General features: G+C 59.3%; 21 protein-coding genes. 10 read left to right on the top strand and 11 right to left on the bottom strand.

The window, feature by feature from the left end; all coding sequences use genetic code 11:
- Positions 1–51: 51 nt before the first annotated feature.
- Positions 52–2,136, bottom strand: a complete 2,085-nt coding sequence (locus AC1V0D_RS16475) for a putative bifunctional diguanylate cyclase/phosphodiesterase (RefSeq protein WP_058956421.1) — start codon at positions 2,134–2,136, stop codon at positions 52–54.
- Between the two features lie 544 nt (positions 2,137–2,680).
- On the opposite strand from AC1V0D_RS16475, the gene AC1V0D_RS16470 reads away from it, so the two are divergent.
- From AC1V0D_RS16470 to AC1V0D_RS16450, 5 genes are read left to right on the top strand one after another with little or no spacing between them, the layout of a single operon-like run.
- The gene (locus tag AC1V0D_RS16470; RefSeq protein WP_009087237.1) at positions 2,681–3,250 is read left to right on the top strand and encodes a Csu type fimbrial protein; all 570 of its coding nucleotides are present in this window, start codon (positions 2,681–2,683) and stop codon (positions 3,248–3,250) included.
- 46 nt (positions 3,251–3,296) lie between these two features.
- Positions 3,297–3,788 (top strand): Csu type fimbrial protein, encoded by a 492-nt coding sequence (locus AC1V0D_RS16465; RefSeq protein ID WP_325973880.1) that lies wholly within the window; start codon positions 3,297–3,299, stop codon positions 3,786–3,788.
- 25 nt (positions 3,789–3,813) lie between these two features.
- Entirely contained in the window at positions 3,814–4,509 is a 696-nt protein-coding gene (locus tag AC1V0D_RS16460; RefSeq protein WP_046102552.1) for a fimbrial biogenesis chaperone, read from the top strand.
- A gap of 7 nt (positions 4,510–4,516) precedes the next feature.
- Positions 4,517–6,964, top strand: a complete 2,448-nt coding sequence (locus tag AC1V0D_RS16455; RefSeq protein ID WP_482907771.1) for a fimbria/pilus outer membrane usher protein — start codon at positions 4,517–4,519, stop codon at positions 6,962–6,964.
- Positions 6,961–7,950, top strand: a complete 990-nt coding sequence (locus tag AC1V0D_RS16450) for a Csu type fimbrial protein (RefSeq protein ID WP_154929154.1) — start codon at positions 6,961–6,963, stop codon at positions 7,948–7,950. The genes AC1V0D_RS16455 and AC1V0D_RS16450 overlap by 4 nt, the downstream gene beginning before the upstream one ends.
- Here AC1V0D_RS16450 and tcuC read toward each other — a convergent pair.
- The 3 genes from tcuC to exbB all read right to left on the bottom strand — a co-directional run bounded on the left by tcuC (position 7,947) and on the right by exbB (position 10,657).
- Entirely contained in the window at positions 7,947–9,269 is a 1,323-nt protein-coding gene (tcuC, locus tag AC1V0D_RS16445) for an MFS transporter (RefSeq protein ID WP_140924933.1), read from the bottom strand. The genes AC1V0D_RS16450 and tcuC overlap by 4 nt on opposite strands.
- Before the next feature lie 236 nt (positions 9,270–9,505).
- Positions 9,506–9,928: a TonB system transport protein ExbD gene (gene exbD, locus AC1V0D_RS16440; protein WP_482907770.1), complete on the bottom strand. Its 423-nt coding sequence runs from the start codon at positions 9,926–9,928 to the stop codon at positions 9,506–9,508.
- Positions 9,929–9,934: 6 nt separating this feature from the next.
- Positions 9,935–10,657 carry a tol-pal system-associated acyl-CoA thioesterase gene (gene exbB / locus AC1V0D_RS16435; RefSeq protein ID WP_482907769.1) on the bottom strand — a complete coding sequence of 241 codons (723 nt, stop codon included), beginning with the start codon at positions 10,655–10,657 and terminating at the stop codon, positions 9,935–9,937.
- 261 nt (positions 10,658–10,918) lie between these two features.
- Between exbB and metC the strand changes: the two genes are divergently transcribed.
- Together metC and AC1V0D_RS16425 are read left to right on the top strand one after the other, a co-directional pair.
- Positions 10,919–12,109, top strand: a complete 1,191-nt coding sequence (gene metC, locus AC1V0D_RS16430) for a cystathionine beta-lyase (RefSeq protein WP_009087253.1) — start codon at positions 10,919–10,921, stop codon at positions 12,107–12,109.
- A gap of 171 nt (positions 12,110–12,280) precedes the next feature.
- A complete protein-coding gene (locus AC1V0D_RS16425; protein ID WP_009087255.1) occupies positions 12,281–12,943 on the top strand; it encodes a DedA family protein in 663 nt (220 codons plus the stop codon).
- A gap of 32 nt (positions 12,944–12,975) precedes the next feature.
- Here AC1V0D_RS16425 and AC1V0D_RS16420 read toward each other — a convergent pair whose 3' ends face one another.
- Positions 12,976–13,884 carry an AraC family transcriptional regulator gene (locus tag AC1V0D_RS16420; RefSeq protein WP_009087257.1) on the bottom strand — a complete coding sequence of 303 codons (909 nt, stop codon included), beginning with the start codon at positions 13,882–13,884 and terminating at the stop codon, positions 12,976–12,978.
- A 203-nt stretch (positions 13,885–14,087) separates the two neighbouring features.
- Here AC1V0D_RS16420 and dkgA point away from each other — a divergent pair, with 203 nt between their 5' ends.
- Positions 14,088–14,912 carry a 2,5-didehydrogluconate reductase DkgA gene (gene dkgA / locus AC1V0D_RS16415; RefSeq protein ID WP_009087259.1) on the top strand — a complete coding sequence of 275 codons (825 nt, stop codon included), beginning with the start codon at positions 14,088–14,090 and terminating at the stop codon, positions 14,910–14,912.
- A gap of 81 nt (positions 14,913–14,993) precedes the next feature.
- Here the strand turns inward: dkgA and ftsP are convergent, their stop codons facing one another.
- The 4 genes from ftsP to AC1V0D_RS16395 form a co-directional block, all read right to left on the bottom strand.
- A complete protein-coding gene (gene ftsP / locus AC1V0D_RS16410) occupies positions 14,994–16,424 on the bottom strand; it encodes a cell division protein FtsP (RefSeq protein WP_482907768.1) in 1,431 nt (476 codons plus the stop codon).
- Positions 16,425–16,570: 146 nt separating this feature from the next.
- Positions 16,571–17,308: a 1-acylglycerol-3-phosphate O-acyltransferase gene (locus AC1V0D_RS16405; protein ID WP_046102557.1), complete on the bottom strand. Its 738-nt coding sequence runs from the start codon at positions 17,306–17,308 to the stop codon at positions 16,571–16,573.
- Between the two features lie 45 nt (positions 17,309–17,353).
- Positions 17,354–19,627: a DNA topoisomerase IV subunit A gene (gene parC, locus AC1V0D_RS16400; protein ID WP_154929159.1), complete on the bottom strand. Its 2,274-nt coding sequence runs from the start codon at positions 19,625–19,627 to the stop codon at positions 17,354–17,356.
- A 193-nt stretch (positions 19,628–19,820) separates the two neighbouring features.
- On the bottom strand, positions 19,821–20,585 hold the full coding sequence (locus tag AC1V0D_RS16395; protein WP_140029535.1) for a transporter substrate-binding domain-containing protein: 765 nt from the start codon (positions 20,583–20,585) through the stop codon (positions 19,821–19,823).
- Between the two features lie 156 nt (positions 20,586–20,741).
- Between AC1V0D_RS16395 and AC1V0D_RS16390 the strand changes: the two genes are divergently transcribed.
- Positions 20,742–21,323 (top strand): NAD(P)H-dependent oxidoreductase, encoded by a 582-nt coding sequence (locus AC1V0D_RS16390; RefSeq protein ID WP_482907767.1) that lies wholly within the window; start codon positions 20,742–20,744, stop codon positions 21,321–21,323.
- A 48-nt stretch (positions 21,324–21,371) separates the two neighbouring features.
- Entirely contained in the window at positions 21,372–21,680 is a 309-nt protein-coding gene (locus AC1V0D_RS16385; RefSeq protein ID WP_009087274.1) for a putative quinol monooxygenase, read from the top strand.
- 268 nt (positions 21,681–21,948) lie between these two features.
- Here AC1V0D_RS16385 and AC1V0D_RS16380 read toward each other — a convergent pair whose 3' ends face one another.
- On the bottom strand, positions 21,949–22,848 hold the full coding sequence (locus AC1V0D_RS16380; protein WP_482907766.1) for a LysR substrate-binding domain-containing protein: 900 nt from the start codon (positions 22,846–22,848) through the stop codon (positions 21,949–21,951).
- Positions 22,849–22,946: 98 nt separating this feature from the next.
- Complete coding sequence (gene parE / locus AC1V0D_RS16375) at positions 22,947–24,842, bottom strand: DNA topoisomerase IV subunit B (protein WP_009087278.1); 1,896 nt, start codon at positions 24,840–24,842, stop codon at positions 22,947–22,949.
- Positions 24,843–24,854: the final 12 nt, after the last annotated feature.

The raw sequence follows: 24,854 nt of genomic DNA, 5'->3' as shown, positions 1-24,854 counted from the left end.
CGCAGGCTGCGTGCTTTCACTTACTCTGATTGCTGAAAACTATCGTGACACTCAGCCGGAGAGTGACGCCACCGGCTGCCGCCGTGAGGCGAAACGGAACGCGTCAACCCGATCCGCCGGGGTCGGTTTACCCAGCAGATACCCCTGCAGGGCATCAAAGCCTAAGCTGGTGAGTAAATGCTGCTGCTCTTCGGTTTCCACCCCTTCCGCCACCATCCGCAGGTTGAGACTCTGCGCCAGCGTCAGCATGGCGCTGACCACCGTTGCATCTTCACTGCCGGGCCGCAGGCAGTTGATAAAGCTGCGGTCGATTTTGAGTTCGCAGGCATCCAGATCTTTGAGATGCAGCAGGTTGGCATAGCCGATGCCAAAATTATCAATGGCGACGCTGATACCCGCCTGCTGCAGTTCGCGGATGCGCTGCTGGCTGAACAGCGGGTCACGCATGGCTATCGTTTCGGTGATCTCCAGCATCAGCGCGCTGGCTGGCAACTGGAAGTGCGCCAGCGTCCGGGTCAGCGTGGTGAGCAGATCGCGCTGATGAAACTGCAGGGCGGAGAGGTTCACCGACACCGTCCAGTCACTGTGGCCCTGATTGTGCCAGCTTCTCAGCTGGCGGCAGGTCTCCTCGATCACCCAGTTGCCAAGCGCGACGATCTGGCCGGTCTTTTCGGCGCGCGGCAGAAACAGCTCCGGCGTCAGTAACCCGCGCAGCGGATGCTGCCAGCGCAGCAGCGCCTCGAATCCCAGTAACAGGGTGCCGCCGGAACTGAATTTGGGCTGATAGAACAGGCGCATCTGCTGGCGCTCTATCGCCTCCCACAGATCGTTCGCCAGCTCCAGCTGATGCTGGGTCGCATCGCTCATCGCCGGTTCAAACAGACACCAGCCATTGCGCCCGTTGTGTTTGGTGTGATACATCGCCGCATCCGCATTGAACAGCAGCTCATGCCGGTTTCGCCCGTGCAGCGGAAAGATTGCAATGCCGGCGCTGAGTGATACGTGCAGCACATAGCGGTCAAGTTCAAAGGGGGTGCTGATCACCTTAACCAGCTTTTGCGCCAGCTGACGGGCCGGCGTGATATCCAGCGCCTCTGCCATCAGCACAAACTCATCGCCGCCCAGACGCACCAGCAGCATCGTGGTCGTGAGCTGGCTGCGCAGCCGCTCCGCGACTGCGACCAGCAGGCGGTCACCGACGTGATGTCCCCAGGTGTCATTCACCGCTTTGAAGCCATCCAGATCCATATAGAACACGGCAAAGCGGCTCTCCTGCAGCATCGCCTGCTTAATCGCCAGATCGAGCTGCTGCTCCAGCATGACCCGGTTCGGCAGCGCGGTCAGGTTATCGTGCATCGCCAGCTGGCGCAGCTCCTGGTTGGCGCGATTGAGCCGCGCCGCCAGCCGTGCCGCGCGCAGCTGAGCATCCAGCATGGAACTCAGCAGCGTGACGCTCAGAATAAGCAGGGTAATCAGCGTTACCCATACCGCCAGCCCCGGATTGCTGAGGCCATGCGGCTGCATGGTGCTGCTCGGGCTGAACCGTGCGGCGGCCATGCCCACGTAGTGCATACCGGCGATGGCGATCCCCATCACCAGGGAAGCCAGACTGCGCATCAGCAGCAGATGCTGCTCCCCCTGGCGCAGATGAAACGCCAGCCACAACGCCAGCGCAGAGGCCACAAAGGCGATCAGCACAGAGAGGGCGACCAGCAGAGGATTCCAGTCAGGTCCCGGTTCAATCAGCAGCGCAGACATGCCGAGATAGTGCATGACCACCACCCCCGCGCCCAGGATCAGACTGCCGCGCAGCAGCCGGAAACGGGTGAGATGTACGCCTCCCACCGTCTGTCCGAAAGCCAGCATGGCGGCCAGAATCGCCACCAGCAGCGAGCCTGCCGTCAGCGGTACGTCATAGCGCATCGTCATCGGCATCATCATCGCCAGCATGCCGATAAAGTGCATGGCCCAGATGCCAATTCCCATGGCGGTGCCGCCGACCAGCAGCCAGAATCGGGCAGGCCAACCCTGGGAGACCGCCACCCGTCCGGCGGTATCCAGGGCTGTAAAAGAGGCAACAAACGCCACGATCAGCGAAATGCCGATCAGGACGTTATCCCAGGTGATATGCAGCATGTGCCACTCCTCACCACCCGTGCTGAACGGGTGCTGTGTAAAGTCTGATAAGTCATCTGAAAACCCCCGCGGGGGTGAAAGTTATTTAATGCCGGTATTTCGCCAGGGATTATTTCCGGCAAAACCCGCCCGCCAGCGCAGGAGAACGATGCGCAGCATCCTGTTCCCGCATCCGCTAAGCGAGCCGGTTAATCGTTATTATGTCTGATTGATACAGCAACATATTACCGAAGCGGAAAGCCTGTACGCGAGGAAAAAAACAGGGATTTCTGCTTTCCCGTTACGCTTACACACCTTGCTATTACTGGGTTATCGGCTGAAGTGACCATTAGATTAGTGAAAAATAATCAGGAGCACTTCGCCAGACGCGTTAACTGTTCTATAGTAAGTAAAACTGATATAAATCAGCACCCTTAAGTCTAAGATTTTTCTTAAGACAGCCCCGTTGCGGGCACTGCTTTATTTATTTCTTATTTTTGGGCCAAATCGTTAATTAATACCAGGTGAAAAAGCACTGACTCCTGATAATCCGTAAGGAAATATTATGAAACTCAAGCTTTTTCTGTGTGCTGCTGCGGGATTAACGCTGTCACTTCCGACCTTAACCCAGGCGGCAACCACCTCCGGGACCATCAATGCCACCCTCACGCTGACCACCGGTTGCCTGGTCAACGGTCAGTCCGCCACGGCAGGTGTTAACTTCGGTACGCTGAACTTTGGTAGCAGCGCCGCCACCTTTGATACGCTGAACGCCACCCTGGTGGGCGCCGCCGGTAACGGCATCTACGTGCGCTGCACCACCGGTCAGGACTATAACGTGGTGGTGACCAGCAGCAACGCGGCGCCAGCGACTATCTATGGCACCGCCTCTGCGTCACCGCGCTATTTGCTGCTGGGATCGGACAATGCGCAGGGCATCGCCTATACCCTCTACAGCGATGCCTCCTTCACTACCGCGATCGCCAACAATACGCCGATTGCCGCCAGCGGCACCAACGATCCGACGCTGGGCACCAACTACGCCATCTATGGCCGGGTGGTCGGCGGCGGCTTTAACCCGCTGATTCCGGCCGGAACCTACACCGATACCATTAACGTCGCCGTGAATTATTAACTGCAGCCGCAGGTCAATGAGGGTGGTTCTCTGGCGATCCTGCCTGATGATCGCACGTGCTTTGCCTCTGCTGACAGGGAGCGTCAGCGCCTGGGGGCTGCCCACCAGCACCTTTCAGGTCTCCGCATCGATTGTGGCAGGCTGCGTGATATCCGGTACCAATACCGGCGTTTTCGGCACGCTCAATTTCGGCACGCAGTCTGGCGTGGCGACAGCGACCGTCAACGCCAGCTTTCTGCAGAGCACGACCATCAATCTCGCCTGCACACCCGGCACCACGCTGAGCATGAGCATCAATCAGGGCAACAACTACACCACCACCCGCAACCTGAAGCTGCCCAATTTCAGCAATACCGTTCCCTATACGCTCTTTAGCAATGCCAGCCGCACCACGGTGATCCCGATCAACCAGGCCGTGCCGCTGAGCTACAGCAATGCCGGTAACATTACGCTGCCGATCTATGGCCAGCTGCAACTCCCCGGCACCGCGCGCGCCGGCGTTTATACCGACACGCTGACCGTCACCCTGAGCTGGTGAGGCGATAAAAAACAAGGATATGATCATGAAGTCACTGTGCGCTCTGCTGCTGCTGAGCCCCACCCTGCTCTCTCCGGCCTTCGCCGCTAACTCGGTGATGATCTGGCCCATCGATCCCGCCATTAATCCTGACGAGAAAGCCAGTGAACTCTGGCTGGAAAATCGCGGTAACAGCACCACGCTGATGCAGATCCGCGTCTTCAGCTGGCAGCAGGTCAGCGGCCAGGAGCAGTATCAGACTCAGCAGCAGGTGGTAGCCAGCCCGCCGATGGTGCGGATGGAGCCGGGCCAGAAGCAGCTGGTCAGGCTGATTAAACAGACGCCGCCTGCGGCCGGTAAAGAGCTGGCCTATCGGGTGGTGCTGGATGAGATCCCGGCGCCGCGCAATCCCGGTGAGAATCAGGCCGGGCTGACGTTTCAGATGCGCTATTCCGTGCCGTTGTTTGTTTATGGCACCGGGCTGAACACCGACAGCGCCCGGCCGGAGTTGCGCTGGCAGCAGGTCAGCGACGGCGGCAAGCGCTGGCTTCAGCTGACTAACAGCGGCAGCGGCCACGCCCGGCTGAGCAATGTCACGATTGGCGGTCGCCGGCTGGGGGAAGGATTGTATGGCTATGTGCTGGCGGACAGCATGCATCGCTGGCCGCTCACCTCCCCGGTCAGCGGCGAGCTGAGCGCTGAGGTCAACAAGCGCCCGTGGCGCAGCGCGGCTCAGAAGTAAGTGCTGAATGAGACGCTACCCGCTTCATCCCTGTGCGCTGGCGGTTGCCAGCCTCTGCTACGCCTGCTCGCCGGATAGCGTGCTGGCGGAGACTTACTCCTCCCTGCCACCGCCGCCGAGCCTGCAGTCCCGCGACAGTGGCCAGCAATATATGCTGGAGCTGGTGGTGAATCAGCAGGCAGAGGGCAATATCGTACCGGCAGAGCAGCGCGACGGTCACTTCTGGCTGCGCAGCGGCGATCTGCAGCGTGCCGGTCTGCCGCGGGAAAAGCTGGGCCAGCAGCCGCAGGTCGATGTCAGCAGCCTGCCTCTGGTCAGGGTGGATTATGATGCTGCGCGGCAGCGGCTGCTGCTGACCGTGCCACCAGAGTGGCTGCCCGGCCAGGTGATTGGCGAGGCGAAAAACGGGCCGCGCTATCCGGGACGGACCAGCAGCGGCGCGCTGCTTAACTACGATCTTTACGCCAGCCGCACCGACAACAGCGGCACCCGCCTCTCCGCCTGGAATGAGCTGCGGCTGTTCGGGGAGGCCGGACACCTCTCCAGCAACGGCGTCTGGCAGCAGCAGCTGGAAGGCAGTTCCTCTTATCAGGATGATGGCTACATCCGCTACGACACCTGGTGGAGCAACGAAGATGAAAATGCGGCGGTGAGCTGGCGGGTCGGGGATCTGGTCAGCGACTCGCTCGCCTGGGGCAGCAGCGTGCGGCTCGGCGGCATCCGCATCGGTCGCGACTTCAGCATCCGGCCCGATCTGGTCACCTACCCGCTGCCCGCCTTTTCCGGCCAGGCCGCCGTCCCCTCCACCGTGGATCTGTTTATTAATGGCTATCGCTCCAGCCAGGCGAACGTGCAGCCTGGCCCCTGGTCGCTGACCAATGTCCCGTTCGTCAACGGCGCGGGTGATGCAGTGATCACCACCACCGATGCAACAGGCCGACGCGTCACCACGACCATGCCCTTTTACGTCTCCAGTAACCTGCTGAAAGCGGGACTGTCGGATTACGCCTTTTCCGCCGGGGCGATCCGCGAGAACTACGGTATTAAAAATTTCGATTACGGACAGGCCGCCGCCAGCGGCGCGTATCGTTATGGCATGACCGACTGGCTGACGCTGGAGAGCCAGGCCGAGGGCAGCGAAAACCTGGCAATGGGCGGGCTGGGCGGCCAGCTGCGCGTCGGCAGCTGGGGGGTGGTAAACGGCGCGGTGGCGCAGAGTCAGCTGGATGGCGAGCGCGGCGGGCAATACAGCTGGGGCTATCAGTACAACAACCGCTGGTTCAATTTCGGCACGCAGCAGACCCGGCGCAGCCGCGACTTTGGCAACCTGGCGCTGGTCGGCAGCCGTGCAGGAAGTCAGGCAGATAGCCGCTTCGCGCTGTCGCGCCGCAGTGCGCAGTACAGCGCCAGCGTCTCACTGAACCGTTTTGGCAGCGTCGGCGCCGCCTTTATCGATATTACCGACGGTCAGGGCGACCGCACCCGCCTGTGGAATCTCTCCTGGAGTAAAAACCTGTGGGGCAACAGCAGCCTCTACGTCTCCGCCAGCCGCGATCAGCAGGAGAAGAGCTGGACCGGCGCGATCTCGCTGGTGATCCCCTTTGGCGAACAGGGCAGTGCCGCAATCAGCACCGAACGCGACCGGCGCGGCCGCAACAGCCAGCGCGTCTACGCCTCACGCGCCATGCCCAGCGACGGCGGATTCGCCTGGGATGCCTCCTGGGCGAATCAGAGCGGTGACAGCGGCGATTACCGTCAGGGCAGCCTGCGCTACCGCAACAACCAGGTTGACGCCTCGGGAGGCTTTTATGGCGACGACGACAACCTCACGCAGTGGGCCGATCTCTCCGGCGCGCTGGTACTGATGGACAACAGCGTCTTTGCCGCCAACGCCATCAACGACGCCTTTGTGCTGGTGAAAACCCGCTACCCCGACGTCAACGTCCGCTACGAGAATCAGTCGATGGGACGAACCAACCAGCAGGGCTATCTGCTGGTGCCTACCATCAGCAGCTACTACCCGGCTAAATATGATATCGACACCCTGGATCTGCCCGCCGATATGACCACGCCGCAGGTTGAGCAGCGCGTTGCCGTCCGGCGTCAGAGTGGCTATCTGCTTAACTTCCCGGTGGAGAAGCTGCGATCGGCCAGCGTGATTCTGGTCGATGCGCAGGGTCAGCCACTGCCGGTTTCAAGCCAGGTCGTGCGGCCCGATCATCCCACGGAGTATGTGGGCTGGGATGGGATTGTCTGGATGGAGGCGCTGACGGTCAGCAATCCGATCGCGGTGGTCACGCCCGACGGCCGCCGCTGTGAAACCGAACTGCACATCGCCAGCGGTCAGCCGCAGGCGCTGAAAACCTATGGCCCGCTGACCTGTCCGCTGCCTGCACCGGCCGCGGGCAGCGCCGCCACGCCCGCTGATACTTTCTCTTCCGGAGCGCGACCATGATAAAAATTCTGCTGAAATGGCTGATCCCTGCGGGCCTGCTGCTCTGTCTGCCGTCGCTGGGTTATGCAGCCTGTACCCTTCCCGCCTCCACCGCCAGCTTCGGCTCCCTCACGACATTTGTGGCGAATACCACCGTGAACGCCACCACCACCAACGCCAACGTCAACTGTGGCTCGGGCAGCGCGCTCTCGCTGCTGGGTAATAACCAGATTACGTTTCAGCTGACCGGCGCGACGAATGTCAGCGGCACGCGCGGCACCCTGAAACGCAGCGGTGACACCGGCAGCGATAATGTGCCGGTGCGGCTCTGCACCGACAGCGCCTGCGCCAGTGAACTGACGATTGGCGGCGCGGCCTACGTCTATGGGTCACAGACGCTGGTCAATCTGGCGGGGTTACTGGGCAGCCTCAACTTCGCTATCCCGGTTTACCTGCGCACCGTTCCCGGTCAGGTGGTGGCCGCCGGCACCTACCAGGTGACGCTGAACATGGCCGTGACGTATCGCGTCTGTACCAGTGTCAGCGTGGGAAACGTCTGCTTAAGCGAACAGAACGGCAGTGGCGTGATCCCGATAACCGTGACCGCTACGCTCACCAATGACTGCACCACCATTACCTCGCCCAACATCAGCTTCGGCAGCGCGCCGCTGGTCGGCAGCTTCTCTGCGGTGTCGCAGACCATCAATGTGCTGTGCAGCAAGGGCAGCACCTATACGGTCGGACTGAGTAACGGCAGCTATCCGGTGAGCAGCGTGAGGAATATGGCGAGCGGAACGAATCGTCTGAGCTATGAGATCTACAAAGGCACGACCAGCAATCGCTGGGGACCCTCAGGGACGGAGCGCTGGAGCAGCACGACCTCGACCGCAGTCTCTGCGGATGGACTGACGCGCGGCTTTAACTACACCGCGCGCATCCTGACGACGCAGGCCACGCCGCCCGCCGGAAACTACAGCGACAGCGTGGTGGTCGATTTAGCCTTTTAGAGCGAGGCGCTGACCGGCGTACCGCTGTGGCGCAGCTGATACTGCTTCACCATCCGGCCAATCAGCAGGGTGCCGATCAGCCCGCAGATGGCCGCAAAGGTCAGCCAGACGCCCGGCATCGCCTTGTCGCCGGTGGCGTGGATCAGGTAGCTGGAGATGGCAGGGGTAAAGCCGCCAAACAGCGCCGTCGCCAGGCTGTATGCCATGGAGAAACCGGCCGCGCGCACCTCAGCAGGCATGATCTCTGCCAGATAGACCACCATCGCCCCGTTGTAGCTGGCATAGAGAAACGACAGCCACAGCTCTGCTTCCAGCAGATGGGCGAAGCTGGCTGAGCCGACCAGCCAGTGCAGCACCGGCCAGGTGGTGACAATCATCAGCAGGGTACAGGCGATCAGCAGCGGACGACGCCCGATGCGGTCCGACAGCGCGCCCATCAGCGGCAGCCAGAAGAGATTGGAGATGCCGACGCAGAGCGTCACCATGAACGCCTGCTTATCACTCATCATCAGCACGGTTTTGCCAAAGGTCGGGGTAAAAGCGGTGATCATGTAGAACATCACCGTGGTAGTGACCACCATCAGCATCCCCGCCAGCACCAGCGCCCAGTTGCTGGCGACCGAGCGCATGATCTCCGTCATGCGCGGATGATGCTTGCGTTTGCTGAACGCTTCGGTCTCTTCCAGCGTGCGGCGGATATAAAACAGGAACGGCACAATCAGACAGCCCACCACAAACGGGATACGCCAGCCCCACTCCGTCACCGCCTCTTTCGCCAGCAGATGGTTCAGCATCAGACCCAGCAGGGCGGCGAAGATCACCGCAATCTGCTGACTGCCCGACTGCCAGCTGACGAAAAAGCCTTTGCGCCCTTTCGGCGCCACTTCGGCCAGGTAGACCGACACGCCCCCCAGCTCAACGCCCGCGGAGAAGCCCTGCAGCAGGCGTCCCAGCAGGATCAGAATCGGCGCCGCAGCGCCCAGCGTGGCGTAACCCGGCACCAGCGCGATAGTCAGGGTGCCAATCGCCATAAGACCCAGCGTCAGCAGCAGGCCTTTGCGGCGACCATGATGGTCGATGTACGCGCCCAGAATAATCGCCCCCAGTGGGCGCATCAGAAAGCCTGCGCCAAAGGTCATCAGGGTCAGCATCAGGGAAGCGAACGGGTCATCGCCGGGGAAGAAGGTTTTAGCAATGGCCGTGGCGTAGTAGCCAAAGACCATGAAATCGTACATCTCCAGGAAGTTACCACTGGTGACGTTGAAGATGGTTCGGGCGGCGCTTTTCGGGGGCTTTTGTAAAGACGGGGCGTGACTCATAACGGCTTCCTGTTGTTTTTTAGCCGTTTTAGCCTGCCTGCCGCGAGAATAATGTGACCTGGCTCACCATTGCACTTTACAATTCTATGTACATAAGTAACAACAAATTAACAATACAGACCAGCCAGCATAAGTGATCGGTGTCACGGCGGATCAGCCAGATATCATCTGGTCAGCAGAGGGCCATAAAAAAAGGCGACTGCCTCAGTCGCCTCTTTGTCGTGCCGGATAACCCGCTATTTCTTCACGGTTTCCGTACCCATCAGACCAATTTTCAGGTAGCCCGCCGTGCGCAGCTTATCCATCACGCTCATCAGCGTTTCATAATCGACCGACTTGTCGGCCTGGAAGAAAATGGTGGTCTCTTTATTGCCCTGGGTCTGGCTGGTCAGCACATTCACCAGTGAGTCCGGCGTCACCGCGTCGTTACCGACGTAAAGCTGCTTATCTGCTTTGATCGACAGGTAAACCGGTTTTTCCGGACGCGGCTGCGGCGCGCTGGTTGAGGCGGGCAGATTGACGCGCACGTCGACCGTGGCCAGTGGCGCGGCCACCATAAAGATGATCAGCAGTACCAGCATGACGTCGATAAACGGCGTCACGTTAATCTCATGCATTTCACCATCGGTTTGCAGATCGTCGTTTAATCGCATTGCCATAAGAACTTACCCTAAGCGCAGTTTCTGAGCCGCTGCAGGACGCGGAACCTCAGTGGCCACGGTACCCAGGTCGATGTCACGGCTCTGCAGCAGCATCACCTGCGCAGCGACATCACCCAGCGAGGCTTTGTAGTTGGCGATCATGCGGGCAAAGACGTTGTAGATCACCACCGCCGGGATCGCCGCGACCAGGCCAATCGCGGTCGCCAGCAGCGCTTCGGCGATACCCGGTGCCACCACCGCGAGATTGGTGGTCTGGGTTTTGGCGATACCGATAAAGCTGTTCATGATGCCCCAGACGGTGCCAAACAGACCGATAAAGGGCGCGACAGAACCAATGGTCGCGAGGAAGCCATTTCCGCGTCCGGCGTGGCGGCTGAACGCAGCAACGCGGCGCTCCAGGCGGAAGCTGGTGCGATCTTTAATGCCGTTGGTATCTTCCACACCCGCCGACAGCGTCAATTCATTCTGCGCATCGTTCAGCAGTACGACGCTGTGACTGTGATTGGTAAACGACTGGGCAATGCGGGCGGCGTCATTCAGACTGCGCGCTTCGCCCAGCGCCAGCTGCTCGCGCTTCAGGCGGCGCTTCGCGGCACTGAGTTCGGCATATTTGCCAAAGAATATCGCCCAGGTCACTACGGAGGCCAACAACAGGCCAATCATGACCACCTTTACCACGATATCGGCATGCTGATACATGCCCCAAACGGAGAGGTCCGTTTGCATCAAATCACTGGCTACCACGCTGCTTCTCCAACTTCATATACAGGGATGCGGGACAAGCGCGAATAATAGCAAAATAATGGCGAATTGATAGTAGTTCTCATTACTATTTACAAACTCTGACCGCCCGCTTTGCCGTGACCCGCGCGGCTTTCAACCCGCTTTTTATCCTGCTCTCTGTTCTGATAATCGCCATTGAGTCTCAACCCTGCTGGCCGTTTCGTGGTAACGTGAGAGCTTAGTCAGAAGCGGCAAGGGCGACTCATGACCACCAGAAAAATTGATACCACGCTCGTCAGTGCAGGACGCAGCAAGCGTTATACCCAGGGTTCGGTGAACAGCGTGATTCAGCGCGCTTCCTCGCTGGTTTTTGATACGGTCGCGGAGAAAAAACGCGCGACCGCAGGACGGGCAAAAGGTGAACTCTTTTATGGCCGTCGTGGCACCCTGACGCACTTCGCGCTGCAGGATGCGATGACGGAGCTGGAAGGCGGCGCGGGCTGCGTGCTCTACCCCTGCGGTGCGGCAGCGGTGGCGAATGCGATCCTGGCCTTCGTCGAAGCGGGCGATCATCTCCTGATGAGCGGCGCGGTCTATGAACCGACGCAGGATTTCTGCACCAGAATTCTGGCGAAGATGAATGTCTCGACCAGCTGGTTCGATCACAGCATCGGCAGCGAAATCGGTGCGCTGGTCCAGCCCAACACCCGCGTCGTGTTTCTGGAGTCCCCCGCCTCAATTACCATGGAAGTGCAGGATATTCCGGCGATTGTGGCGGCGGTGCGCGCCATCGCGCCAGAGGCGATCATCATGCTCGATAACACCTGGGCAGCCGGTATCCTGTTTGATGCGCTGGCGCACGGCGTCGATATCTCGATTCAGGCTGGGACCAAATATCTGATTGGACACAGCGATGCGATGATCGGCACGGCGGTCGCCAATGCGCGCTGCATCGATCAGCTGCGCGAAAACTCCTATCTGATGGGCCAGATGGTCGATGCCGATACCGCCTATATGGCGAGCCGCGGCCTGCGCACTCTGGGCACCCGTCTGCGTCAGCATGAAGAGAGCGCCCTGCAGGTCGCGGAGTGGCTGGCAGCACGGCCCGAGGTGGCCCGCGTCAACCATCCTGCGCTGGCGCAGAGCAAAGGCCATACGTTCTGGCAGCGCGACTTTAACGGCAGCAGCGGCCTCTTCTCATTCATTCTGCAGGAAAAATTGAGCGCCCCGCAGCTGGCGGAATATCTCGATCACTTCCATCATTTCAGCATGGCTTACTCCTGGGGCGGCTATGAATCGCTGATCCTGGCCAATCAGCCTGAAGAACTGGCCGCGATTCGTCCGGCGGGCGGCGTGGATTTCACCGGTACGCTGGTCAGGCTGCACATCGGTCTGGAGCATGTGGATGACCTGATCGCCGATCTGGAGGCCGGTTTTGCGCGTCTGACGCGCTGAGCAAAGAAAAAAGTAAACAGAAGATAAACCGGGTCGCGGCTGACCAGTGAGTTTGCCGGGCTATGATGGATTTGTTGTTAACATTTATCCCGTATCGTTCAGCGCGTCAGTGCAGTCACTGCGCGCGCGGAATGCAGACGAATAGTTCCTTGTGACGTGATGGAATCGCTAATGGGTGTTTTACACGAGATTGTCCAGGCGCTCTGGCATCAGGATTTTGCCGCGCTGGCAAATCCGGATGTGGTATGGGTGGTGTATGGCGTGATGTTTCTGACGCTGTTTCTGGAAAATGGTCTGTTACCTGCCTCCTTCCTGCCGGGCGACAGCCTGCTGTTACTGGCGGGTGCGATGGTGGCCAAGGGGGTCATGGATTTTGTCCCCACAATGGTGATCCTCACGACCGCCGCCAGCCTCGGCTGCTGGCTGAGTTATCTGCAGGGGCGCTGGCTGGGCAATACCCGTCTGGTGAAGAGCTGGCTGATGCATCTGCCCGCGCAGTATCATCAGCGTGCCTGGAATATGTTTAACCGTCACGGCCTGATGGCGCTGCTGGTCGGCCGCTTTCTCGCCTTTATCCGCACCATTCTGCCCACCATGGCGGGAATTGCGGGCCTGCAGAACAGTCGCTTCCAGCTCTTTAACTGGCTCAGCGGCGTGCTGTGGGTCGGCATTGTGGTCGCCTTTGGCTATGGCATCAGCCAGGTGCCGTTTATCAAGCGTCATGAAGATCAGGTGATGGCGATCCTGATGGTGCTGCCGATGGTGTTGCTGGTGGTCGGCCTGTTTGGCAGCATTCTGGTGATCTGGAAAAAGCGTCGGCAGAAACAAGCCTGATCGCAGCACGCGGTGCCGGGATCTGCCGCCTCTCAGGCGGACGGATCCGCGACCGTCTGCCTGACCCGACTCACCTCTTCCCCCGGCGTTACGCCAAAGTAGCGCTTAAACTCCCGCGAAAACTGTGAAGGGCTTTCATAGCCAACCCGCACCGCCGCCGCGCTCGCTTTCAGCCCATCGTGCAACATCAGCAGCCGCGCCTGATGCAGTCGATAGCGCTTCAGGTACTGCAACGGCGACGTCTGGGTGACCGCTTTAAAGTTATGGTGAAAAGCGGAAACGCTCATGTTCACTTCTGCCGCCAGTGCATCGACACTGAGGTTATCCGCGTAGTGATTCTCAATCCGGCGCAGCGCACGCGCGATCTGGCTGAACTGGGTCTGCCGGCTCACCAGTGAGAGCAGCGCGCCGCCAATCGGGCCGGTCAGCACGTAATAGATAATCTCCCGCACAATGTGCGGTCCCAGCACCCGCGCTTCGCGCGGCTGAGTCATCACATCAAGCAGGCGTTCGGCGGCACAGAGCATCGGCTCCGTCAGCCACGCCGAGTGAATACCGGAGGTCAGCGGCTGCGGCTGAAACTGGTCGTCATCGCCGATTTCGATCAGCAGATCCTGCAGGCTGGCGGTGTCCACATTGAGACACAGCCCGGCAATCGGGGTTTCCGGCGACGCCCAGGTTTCGCACTCCGCCGGCAGCGGCACGGTGAGCATCAGATATTTGCTGGCGTCATACTGAAAGACGGTGCTGCCAAGGTAGCCGGTTTTGCTGCCCTGAAACAAAATGACAATGCCGGGCTGATACATCATCGGCGTCCGGGGACGATACTGATTTGCGTAGATCAGCGACACATTTTCGACCTGACAGAGCCGGTCGCGACCCTGAGTCATTAAGTTAACTACCTGCTGTGCCAGCCGGTGACACAGTGCATCGTGCGCCATAGCGACTCCTTTACGGGTAAAAATCCAGTGTGCCGCGCGGATGTGCAAATCACCAGCGGGCTGGAGAATCAGGCAAGAATTTTACCGAATCAGGCAGGGCTTCAGAACGCGGGCGGATCGCTTCACTGAGCAGGCTGAAAATTGTTGGCTAGACTTAAGCACAGTGAAATCTCACGGGTTAACCGCAACGGAAAGGAGCAACTATGGCAGACCAGCCCATTATTAAACTGCGCGATGGCAATATGATGCCGCAACTGGGACTCGGCGTGTGGCAGGCCAGCATTGAAGATGCACGTCATGCGGTGCTGAAAGCGCTGGAAGTCGGCTATCGCTCAATCGACACCGCCGCGGCCTACAAAAATGAAGAGGCGATTGGTCAGGCACTGCAGGAAACCGACGTGCCGCGTGAAGAGATTTTTGTCACCACCAAACTGTGGAATGACGATCAGCAGAACGTTCAGCAGGCGATGGAAACCAGCCTGCAGAAACTGCAGCTGGAGCAGGTCGATCTCTACCTGATGCACTGGCCCTGCCCGGAAAAAGATCACTATGTGGATGCCTGGAAGAAGATGATTGAGCTGCAGCAGCAGGGACTGACCAAAAGTATCGGCGTCTGCAACTTCCATGAAGCGCATCTGAAGCGACTGATGGATGAAACCGGTGTTACCCCGGTGGTCAATCAGATTGAGCTGCACCCGATGCTGCAGCAGCGCACCCTTCACGCCTGGAACGCGATGCACCAGATTCAGACCGAATCCTGGAGTCCGCTGGCGCAGGGCGGCAAAGGGGTGTTCGATCAGGAGATCATCAAGTCGCTGGCGAAGAAGTATGGCAAGACCCCGGCCCAGATCGTCATCCGCTGGCATCTGGACAGTGGCCTGGTGGTGATCCCGAAATCTGTAACCCCAGCCCGTATCGAAGAGAACTTTAAGGTGTTCGACTTCCGTCTGGATAAGCATGAAGTGAGTGATATTGCGAAGCTGGACAGCGGCAATCGTCTGGGGCCGGACCCGGAAACTTTTAACTAAGCCCGGTAACGCACTGACCGCTCTGCGGCTGCAGAGCAGAAAGCGTGGGTCAGGCGGGGTCTCCCCGCCTGACTCTGTGCGTTATGCAGAAGGCTGTACCACCAGCTGACCGGCCGTGCCACGATCGGCCAGTTCCAGCGTCTGGCTGTAATAGACGAACGGGAAATGGTCTGACGAACTCTGCGGGAAGCTGACCATCAGTTCCACACTGCCATCGACCCACACCGTATCCTTCCAGCCACGATCTTCGCCCATCGGCTGTGCGCCATTAACACTTTTAATCAGGAACATGACGCCCTGAATATGCAGCGCCTGTGGCCGGTCGGCGTGCAGGATCCAGCGCTCAAAGGTGCCCTGCTGCGCGGTGGTATCAATCCGGTTCATATCCCAGAGCGCGCCGTTGATGCCCGGCATCGTGTCGCCGATACGGAATTCGCGGGTGCGAACCGACGTCCCATCCAGAATCTGATCGGCCAGCAGCCGCATCGGCAGGTTATCGGTCACCAGCGGCAGTAAACCGGTGGGCCGCAGGGTCAGGATCAGGGTGGAGGTCAGAATCGATGAGGGCTCGAAGAAGCCGCGCAGCCGATCCATGATGCCCGCCGCCGTTCCCGCCGTAATCGACACCTCATCGCCCTGCGACATGTCTATCAGCACCTCCCGGCGTTCACCGGGTGCCAGCGAGAGACGCTGCACCGCCACCGGGGCAGAGAGAAAACCCTGATCGCTGGCAATAACCATAAACGGACGATTATCGCTGAGCACCATCTCGTAGCGTCGCGCATTTGAGGCGTTCAGCAGACGCAGACGCACCCAGCCGCGTGACACCTCGACGTACGGATTGCGGACGCCATTCACCAGCAGCGTATCGCCCAGAAAGCCGCCATCCTGCGGCGGGTCGTAGACCGGCGTGGCAAAGTTATCGAGCCGCTTGTCCTGAATAATAATCGGGAAGTCATCCACGCCGTAGTGCTTTGGCAACGGCAGTTGCTTGCTGACGTCATCCTCAACCAGCCACATGCCCGCCAGTCCATTGTAGATATGCGGAGCCATGCGGTTTGGCGTGTTGGCGTGATACCAGCAGGTCGAGGCGGCCTGACGAATCGGCAGAACCGGTGCCCAGTCAACGCCGGCCGACATCATGCGCGGCGCGCCGCCCATCAGGGCGCCTGGCAGCTGCAGGCCGCTGACGGTCATGGAGACCGGTTCATTCAGCCGGTTGCTGTAGATCAGCTTAACGTCATCGCCGCTGTAAACCCGGACGGTCGGCCCCAGGTAGAGGCCATTGATGCCCCAGACCGGTACTTTGTTGTTGTCGCCATTAAACGACCAGTGGCTGCGCTGCATCGTCAGGAACAGTGGCTGGCCGCGACGGGACTCCAGCAACGGCGGAACCGGAAGCGGTGTGTCGCCACTGGCAGAAGACGCGGCACGGGCCGCATGAGGGATGATACCGGCGCTAAGCGCCACTCCGGCAGAAAGCTGGATGAACTGACGTCTGCTGAAAGACATAAAACTTCTGACCCTTTACGCGTGGCGCTAACGCGCCGACCCTGTTTTTATTGCTCTGTTTTTGCTGTGCTGCGTTCACGACGGCGGGCAGTCACTGCCACGCCGTGTGGCATCCATGCAGGATAGTTCGGCGAACGGCTCGCCGGTCAGATTTTTCCGTTTTTTTCGCGCTCGGCCACTTCGGCGTTCAGCTCTTCCAGCTTCGCGGCCATCAGTTCGCGACAGTGGGTAGCCAGCTTACGCACCGAAACCGATTCGAACGCCTTTACGTCAACCGGTGGCAGCATCTCAACGATAACCAGGCCATTTTTCAGGCGGTTAAGGTTGATCTTGTCATGGGTGTTGGAGACCACAATCGGAATGATCGGCACGCCCGCCGCGACAGCAGCGTGGAATGCCCCGGTTTTAAACGGCAGCAGGCCACGGCCCCGACTGCGCGTGCCTTCCGGGAACATCCAGATGGAGATGCGCTTGCGGTTGAACTGATCCACCAGCTCACCGATGGTGCCGCGCGCTTTAGCACGGTCATCACGGTCAATCAGCAGGTTGCCGGTCAGCCAGTAGAGCGGGCCAAAAAACGGCACCCACAACAGGCTCTTTTTACCGACCGTGACCGTCGAGGGCTGCACAATTTTGGCGGCGGTGACCATGTCGTAGTTGTTCTGGTGGTTCGCGATGTAGATCGCATTCCCATAGTTCTCCGCCCCTTCCGGTTTACGCAGTTCGACTTTCAGGCCAAACACCGTCGATAAGCGGCCAAACAGATGGCCAAAGGTGGCGACGTGACGCGGATCGCGCGGTGAAAAAAGACACCAGACAGAGCCAAACACACAGATCAAAATCGAATAGATGATGACAATAATGGTACGCAGAATCAGTAGCATAGTTCCCTCATTGAGCCACGGCTGACGCGGGGTCAGCCGGGTTGTTTACGCTTCGCTATCCGGGCTCGCCGGACGCGCAGGCGCATCCAGTTCAACACGATCAATTTTTTGCAGGCCGCGCGGTAACAGCGTGCCGCGACGTCCGCGATCGGCGCGGAATTTCTGAAGCTCTTCACTGCGCAACAACATTTTACGCTTGCCGACGTGCAGCGTAATCGCGCTGCCCGGTGGCAGGATCATCAGCCAGGCCAGTTTGTCCTGACCGGCGGCCGCTTCCGCGGAAGGAATGGAGATAATTTTATTGCCCTTGCCTTTCGACATCTGCGGCAGCTCTCCGACCGGGAACATCAGCATCCGTCCCGCCTGCGTGATCGCCAGCAGCATGTCATCTTCATGATGCACGGCCATCGGCGTCATCACGCGGGCGTTGTCCGGCAGCGTCAGCAGCGCTTTACCGGCGCGGTTGCGCGACACCAGGTCGCTGAAGGTGCAGATAAAGCCGTAACCCGCATCCGAGGCCATCAGCAGACGCTGGTCATCAGCTTCCATCAGCACCTGTTCAACCACTGCGCCCGGCGGCGGCGTCAGCTTGCCGGTCAGCGGCTCGCCCTGTCCGCGTGCAGAAGGCAGCGACGTCGGGTCCAGGGTGTAGCTGCGACCGGTGGAGTCGATAAAGGCCACCGGCTGATTGCTCTTGCCGCGTGCGGCAGCCAGATAGCTGTCACCCGCTTTGTAGCTCAGGCCCGCCGGATCGATATCGTGCCCTTTGGCACTGCGTACCCAGCCCATCTGCGACAGCACAATGGTGACCGGCTCAGACGGCACCAGCTCGGTTTCACTCAGGGCTTTGGCTTCTTCACGCTCACGCAGCGGCGAACGACGCTCATCGCCGTAGCTGGCACTGTCAGCCTGCAGCTCTTTCTTCAGCAGGGTGTTCATCTTGCGCTCAGAGGCCAGCGTGGCCTGCAGCTGATCGCGCTCTTTTTCCAGATCCGCCTGCTCGCCACGGATCTTCATCTCTTCCAGTTTTGCCAGGTGGCGTAACTTCAGTTCGAGAATCGATTCGGCCTGGGTTTCACTGATGCCAAAACGCGACATCAGCACCGGCTTCGGCTCATCCTCCGTGCGGATGATTTCGATCACCTCATCGATGTTGAGGAACGCCACCAGCAGCCCTTCCAGGATATGCAGGCGACGCAGCACGCGATCCAGACGGTAGTTAAGACGGCGTTTTACCGTTTCGCGACGGAACACCAGCCATTCGGTCAGGATCTCATGCAGGTTTTTCACCGCCGGTCGGTTATCCAGCCCGATCATGTTGAGGTTAACGCGGTAGCTTTTTTCCAGATCGGTGGTGGCGAACAGATGGTTCATGACCTGATCGAGATCGACGCGGTTAGATCGCGGCACGATCACCAGCCGGGTCGGGTTCTCATGATCCGACTCATCACGCAAATCCTCGACCATCGGCAGCTTTTTATTGCGCATCTGGTTCGCGATCTGCTCCAGCACGCGCGCGCCTGAAACCTGATGTGGCAGCGCGGTAATAACCACCTCGCCCTCTTCTTTTTTCCAGACCGCGCGCTGGCGGATGGAGCCACGCCCGGACTGATAGATTTTGCGGATTTCGTCACGCGGCGTGATGATCTCCGCCTCGGTCGGATAATCAGGCCCCTGAACAATATCGAGCAGCTGTTCCAGCGTGGTTTTTGGCGAGTCGATCAGGGCAATCGCCGCCTGCGCCACTTCACGCAGGTTGTGCGGCGGGATGTCGGTCGCCATACCGACTGCAATACCGGTGGTGCCGTTGAGCAGAATGTTCGGCAGGCGCGCCGGCAGCATCTTCGGCTCCTGCAGCGTACCGTCGAAGTTCGGCTGATAATCGACCGTCCCCTGCCCCAGCTCGCTCAGCAGCACTTCAGCATATTTTGACAGGCGCGATTCGGTGTAACGCATCGCGGCAAACGACTTGGGATCGTCCGGCGCCCCCCAGTTTCCCTGGCCATCAACCAGCGGATAGCGGTAGGAGAAAGGCTGCGCCATCAGCACCATCGCTTCATAGCAGGCGCTGTCGCCGTGCGGATGGTATTTACCCAGCACGTCACCGACAGTACGCGCCGATTTTTTAAATTTTGCGCTGGCGTTCAGTCCCAGTTCGGACATGGCGTAGACAATACGGCGCTGGACCGGCTTTAACCCGTCACCAATATAAGGCAGGGCGCGGTCCATGATGACGTACATCGAATAGTTTAAGTACGCGTTCTCGGTAAACGTATGCAGGGCAAGACGCTCTGCACCATCCTGAGTCAGTTCACTCATTAATTTCTCATCCTCACATCGTGGCCCACAACGGCGGGACACCCGGCGGTGGTTTGGCGAGGATAGTACCTTATTCGCTGGTGTTAGTCACAGGGGAAGCGCGGGTCTGCGCGCCGTGCACCCGCGCGATTTCAGCCGCCCGAGGCGTGCCAGTCAGCGACCGGCACGCCTCGCGTCGTCAGGCAGGAGCCGGTCAGCGCGCGGCACCCATCCACTGGCGGGCAATATCACGGTATTCCCCGGTCGCGGTGCTGAGGTGCAGCCACTGATCGACATAGAGCTTCCAGCTGATGTCGTCACGCGGAATCATGTACGCCTTCTCACCATACTGCAGCGGCTTGTCAGCATTCAGGGCACAGAGCGTCGGATAGTGCTGCTGCTGATAGCGCGCTTCGGAGGCGTCAGTGATCATGACATCCGCCTTGTTGTCCACCAGCTGCTGAAAGATGGTGACGTTATCGTGGAACAGCGTCAGTGATGCGTTGGGCAGATGGCTGTGAACAAAGGCTTCGTTGGTGCCGCCTGCCGGTTCAATCAGGCGCACATCGGGACGGTTGAGCTGCTCAATCGTCTGAAAGCGCGTTTTATCGGCGCAGCGCACCAGCGGGATTTTGCCATCAACATCCAGCGGCTGGGCGAACCAGGCGGTCTGCTGGCGTTTCAGGGTGACCGAAATGCCCCCGACGGCGATATCACACTGCTTCGCCAGAAAGTCGGGCATCAGGGTTTTCCAGGTGGTCGGCACCCACTGCACCTTAGCGTTCAGCGAGGTCGCCAGCGCGTCAGCCATCGTGATATCCAGGCCCTCATACTGACCATCGGGACGCAGGAAGCTGTAAGGCTTGTAGTCGCCGGTGGTACAGACTTTCAGGACTTTAGAACTGAGGATAGTGTCGAGATGAGATTGAGCCTGGACAGCACCGCTGGCCAGCAGCAAAGCGAAGACGATTTTTTTCATTGGTGTTTTTTTCATGATGAGTTTGCCCACTCATCGTGCCATAGACGGGCCGATTATTGCTGTCATAGCAAAAGTCTTGTGATCAACGTCCCATTTTTCTGCGGCCGCAGCGCGCGTAAGCTGAGCCCCATATTCAGACAATGAGGTAAGCAGTTGATGAGCAAAATTTTAATTATCGATGGCGGCAAAACCTTTGCCCACTCTAAAGGCGAACTGAACCACACCCTGACCGATGTGGCGGCCAGTCAGCTGCGTGACATGGGACATGAGGTTTCTGTCACCGTCGCGGACAGCGACTACGTGGTAGCCGATGAAGTACAGAAGTACGTTGAGAGCGATGTGGTGATTTATCAGATGCCGGGCTGGTGGATGGGTGAGCCCTGGACCGTGAAACGTTACATCGATGAAGTCTTCACCGAAGGCCACGGCTCGCTCTACGCCAGCGATGGTCGTACCCGCTCCGATGCCGCGAAAAAGTATGGTTCCGGCGGCCTGCTGCAGGGCAAAAAATATATGCTGTCACTGACCTGGAACGCGCCGCTGCAGGCCTTTACCGATCCGGAGCAGTTCTTTGAAGGCGTTGGCGTGGATGGTCTCTATCTGCACTTCCACAAAGCGAATCAGTTCCTGGGAATGGAAGCGCTGCCAACCTTTATCTGCAACGACGTGATTAAAGCCCCGGACGTGCCACGCGACATCACCGCTTATCGGAACCATCTTAGCCATGTTTTTGCCTAAGATAGAGGGTGGAGACTTACACTTTTCCCACGAAAGAGGAATTCGCGAATGTTAACTGTCGTAGCAGAAATTTGTGTCAAACCCGGACGCCGTCAGGCCGTGCTTGATGCCGTGAACAAGCTGATCCCGCAGGTGCTGGCAGAAGATGGCTGCCATCAGTATGACGCGCTGCTGGATCATCAGGCTCAGGTGCCGTGGAAGCAGAACTCCCCCGACTCTATTTTCATGCTGGAACAGTGGGAAACGCTGCGCCATCTGGAGCAGCATCAGCAGATGCCGCACATGGATGCCCATCGCGCGCTGATCAAAGATGACGTGGTGGATGTGAAGATTCTGGTGCTGGAACCCAGCGCCTGATTGTTGCTGATCTTTCTGCTCCGGGTCGTCAGATGTTGTAAAGACCGCAGACTACGTAAACCAGAGAGCCTCTGGCAGCAACAGATTAGCGCAACACGCAGGGAACAGGGTCAGAAGAGGAAAGCGTCCCGCGCCAGGGATGGCGGCTTTTGCGTCTTTCCGATCTGACCCTGTTCCCTGTGCAGGCACGGTATCACAGCAAATCCGGCCAGATTTCTCATCAGAACCCCTGTCCCGCGACAGGGGTTTTTTCTTTCTGACAGACAGCTCAGAGCAGCTTTCGACGGTCGATCTCGCTGCGGAGAAAATCCAGGAAGCAGCCAATGCGCGAAGAGAGCGTGGTGTTTCGGTAGTAGACCGCATGCACCGGCAGCCGCAGCTCGCGGGTTTCCGCTGCCAGCACCGGCACCAGTCGCCCGGCGGCGCAATCTTCCCGACTGACAAAGTCGGAAAGGCGCGCAATTCCCTGTCCTGCCAGCGCCAGCTGCCGGATGGTCTCTCCGCTGGAAGCCGCGATCGTCGGCTTAACCCGCATAAACTCCCCTTCCGCCTGCCAGACCGGCCAGAGGTTATGGATCTCAGGATGACTGAAGCCAATGGTCTGATGCTGCGCCAGATCGGCAACGCTCTGCGGTGTGCCCGCCTTCGCCAGATAAGCCGGACTTGCCATCAGCCGGATCGCGCTGCTGCCCAGCATTCGGGCACGCAGCGTGGAGTCGCGCAGTTCACCAATGCGAATGGCCACGTCGGTCTGCTGCTCCAGCAGCTCGATCAGAATATCGTCGGTGTTCAGCTCGAGCTGTATCAGCGGATAGCGGGCGCGGAAATCCTCCACCAGCGGCACGATCACATGCAGCATAAAGGGCGTCGCTGCGTTGACCCGCAGCCGTCCTGACGGCATTTCGCGCCGCAGGGCAATCTGCTCTTCAGCCTGTTCAACCGAGGCCAGAATCTGGCGCGCATGCTCCAGAAAGACCTGCCCCTCTTCGGTGAGTGCCAGCCGTCGGGTGGTGCGATGCAGCAGCGTGGTCTGCAGTTTACTCTCCAGCCGCGACAGTGCCCGACTGATACCGGAACTGGTCTGCGCCAGCTGAGAGGCCGCCGCCGTAATCGAGCCGCTGTCCACCACCGCCACCCAGGCGCGTAGCTCTTCCAGGGTAATTTTCACAAGGGTTACTGTCTCTGCTGAGTGGACTGGCTTTCCGGCCACCGTTCACGGGTGATGCGTCGGGCATAAAAGAACAGGACGCTTTCGCGTCCTGCTTTTTACACTTCGATGTCGGCCATATCGCCTTTTTCCTGCAACCAGTTGCGCCGGTCTTCGGAACGTTTTTTCGCCAGCAGCATATCCATCATGCGCAGGGTCTGATCCGCATCCTCGTCGCTGATGGTCAGCTGCACCAGACGGCGGGTATTGGGATCGAGCGTGGTTTCACGCAGCTGCAGCGGGTTCATCTCACCCAGCCCTTTGAAGCGCTGTACGTTAGGTTTACCCTTTTTGCGTTTCAGCTGCTCCAGCACGCCCTCTTTCTCATCTTCGTCCAGCGCGTAGTAAACCTCTTTGCCGAGGTCGATACGGTAAAGCGGCGGCATGGCGACGTAGACGTGCCCGCCTTTGACCAGGGAACGGAAATGCTTCACGAACAGCGCACAGAGCAGCGTGGCGATGTGCAGCCCATCCGAGTCCGCATCCGCCAGGATGCAGATCTTGCCGTAACGCAGCTGTGAAAGATCTTCGCTGTCGGGATCGATACCGATCGCCACCGAAATATCATGCACTTCCTGCGACGCCAGCACCTCATCGGACGAGACTTCCCAGGTGTTCAGGATCTTGCCTTTCAGCGGCATGATCGCCTGATATTCACGATCGCGGGCCTGCTTGGCCGATCCGCCTGCCGAGTCCCCTTCGACCAGGAACAGTTCTGTCTTATTCAGATCCTGGGCGGTGCAGTCCGCCAGCTTGCCCGGCAGCGCCGGCCCGCTGGTAAGTTTTTTACGCACCACCTTTTTGGCGGCCCGCATACGCCGCTGGGCGCTGGAGATCGCCAGTTCAGCCAGCAGTTCTGCCGTCTGGATGTTCTGGTTGAGCCACAGACTGAAGGCATCCTTCACCACGCCCGACACAAAGGCGGCACACTGACGTGATGACAGGCGCTCTTTGGTCTGACCGGCAAACTGCGGATCCTGCATCTTCACCGACAGCACATAGGCGCAGCGATCCCAGATATCTTCCGCAGAGAGCTTCACGCCACGCGGCAGGATATTGCGGTATTCGCAGAACTCACGCATCGCATCCAGCAGCCCCTGACGCAGGCCGTTAACATGGGTTCCCCCCTGCATGGTCGGGATCAGGTTGACGTAGCTCTCCGTTAACAGCTCACCGCCTTCCGGCAGCCACAACAGCGCCCAGTCCACCGCCTCCACATCACCGGCAAAACTGCCGACAAACGGTTTTTCAGGCAGCGTAGGCAGGCCGTTCACGGCTTCACACAGATAGTCGGTCAGGCCATCTTCATAGCACCAGCGCTGTTCGGTGTTGTTGAGCTTGTCTTTAAAGATTATCTCAACGCCCGGACAGAGCACCGCTTTGGCTTTCAGCAGATGTGAAAGGCGCGAAACCGAGAAACGCGGGCTGTCGAAGAAGCTCTCATCGGGCCAGAAGTGGACGCGCGTACCGGTGTTGCGTTTTGCCACCGTGCCGGTCACGGTCAGATCCTGAACTTTGTCGCCATTCTCAAACGCCATGTCATAGATCTCGCCATTACGGCGCACCGTGACTTCGACACGTTTAGAGAGGGCGTTAACGACCGAGATCCCGACGCCGTGCAGGCCGCCCGAAAACTGGTAGTTCTTGTTGGAAAACTTGCCGCCCGCATGCAGGCGGCAGAGGATCAGCTCGACGGCTGGCACGCCCTCTTCCGGGTGAATATCCACCGGCATGCCGCGCCCGTCATCAATAACTTCCAGCGACTGATCGGCGTGCAGAATCACTTCAACCCGCTTCGCGTGGCCGCCCAGCGCCTCATCGACGCTGTTATCAATCACTTCCTGACCCAAATGGTTGGGCCGCGTCGTATCGGTGTACATCCCCGGGCGACGGCGAACAGGCTCAAGGCCAGTCAGGACCTCAATGGCATCCGCGTTATAATTTGATTGACTCATCGTAAATGTCTG

It is taken from the genome of Pantoea sp. PA1 (genome assembly GCF_056856975.1).
This window is presented reverse-complemented; position numbering and strand designations above follow the sequence as displayed.

What these genes read in the sequence shown, in the direction of transcription:
- AC1V0D_RS16475 (WP_058956421.1), bottom strand. Translation starts at nt 2,136, where the DNA reads ATGCTGCATATCACCTGGGATAACGTCCTGATCGGCATTTCGCTGATC.
- AC1V0D_RS16470 (WP_009087237.1), top strand. Translation starts at nt 2,681, where the DNA reads ATGAAACTCAAGCTTTTTCTGTGTGCTGCTGCGGGATTAACGCTGTCA.
- AC1V0D_RS16465 (WP_325973880.1), top strand. Translation starts at nt 3,297, where the DNA reads ATGATCGCACGTGCTTTGCCTCTGCTGACAGGGAGCGTCAGCGCCTGG.
- AC1V0D_RS16460 (WP_046102552.1), top strand. Translation starts at nt 3,814, where the DNA reads ATGAAGTCACTGTGCGCTCTGCTGCTGCTGAGCCCCACCCTGCTCTCT.
- AC1V0D_RS16455 (WP_482907771.1), top strand. Translation starts at nt 4,517, where the DNA reads ATGAGACGCTACCCGCTTCATCCCTGTGCGCTGGCGGTTGCCAGCCTC.
- AC1V0D_RS16450 (WP_154929154.1), top strand. Translation starts at nt 6,961, where the DNA reads ATGATAAAAATTCTGCTGAAATGGCTGATCCCTGCGGGCCTGCTGCTC.
- tcuC (WP_140924933.1), bottom strand. Translation starts at nt 9,269, where the DNA reads ATGAGTCACGCCCCGTCTTTACAAAAGCCCCCGAAAAGCGCCGCCCGA.
- exbD (WP_482907770.1), bottom strand. Translation starts at nt 9,928, where the DNA reads ATGGCAATGCGATTAAACGACGATCTGCAAACCGATGGTGAAATGCAT.
- exbB (WP_482907769.1), bottom strand. Translation starts at nt 10,657, where the DNA reads ATGCAAACGGACCTCTCCGTTTGGGGCATGTATCAGCATGCCGATATC.
- metC (WP_009087253.1), top strand. Translation starts at nt 10,919, where the DNA reads ATGACCACCAGAAAAATTGATACCACGCTCGTCAGTGCAGGACGCAGC.
- AC1V0D_RS16425 (WP_009087255.1), top strand. Translation starts at nt 12,281, where the DNA reads ATGGGTGTTTTACACGAGATTGTCCAGGCGCTCTGGCATCAGGATTTT.
- AC1V0D_RS16420 (WP_009087257.1), bottom strand. Translation starts at nt 13,884, where the DNA reads ATGGCGCACGATGCACTGTGTCACCGGCTGGCACAGCAGGTAGTTAAC.
- dkgA (WP_009087259.1), top strand. Translation starts at nt 14,088, where the DNA reads ATGGCAGACCAGCCCATTATTAAACTGCGCGATGGCAATATGATGCCG.
- ftsP (WP_482907768.1), bottom strand. Translation starts at nt 16,424, where the DNA reads ATGTCTTTCAGCAGACGTCAGTTCATCCAGCTTTCTGCCGGAGTGGCG.
- AC1V0D_RS16405 (WP_046102557.1), bottom strand. Translation starts at nt 17,308, where the DNA reads ATGCTACTGATTCTGCGTACCATTATTGTCATCATCTATTCGATTTTG.
- parC (WP_154929159.1), bottom strand. Translation starts at nt 19,627, where the DNA reads ATGAGTGAACTGACTCAGGATGGTGCAGAGCGTCTTGCCCTGCATACG.
- AC1V0D_RS16395 (WP_140029535.1), bottom strand. Translation starts at nt 20,585, where the DNA reads ATGAAAAAAATCGTCTTCGCTTTGCTGCTGGCCAGCGGTGCTGTCCAG.
- AC1V0D_RS16390 (WP_482907767.1), top strand. Translation starts at nt 20,742, where the DNA reads ATGAGCAAAATTTTAATTATCGATGGCGGCAAAACCTTTGCCCACTCT.
- AC1V0D_RS16385 (WP_009087274.1), top strand. Translation starts at nt 21,372, where the DNA reads ATGTTAACTGTCGTAGCAGAAATTTGTGTCAAACCCGGACGCCGTCAG.
- parE (WP_009087278.1), bottom strand. Translation starts at nt 24,842, where the DNA reads ATGAGTCAATCAAATTATAACGCGGATGCCATTGAGGTCCTGACTGGC.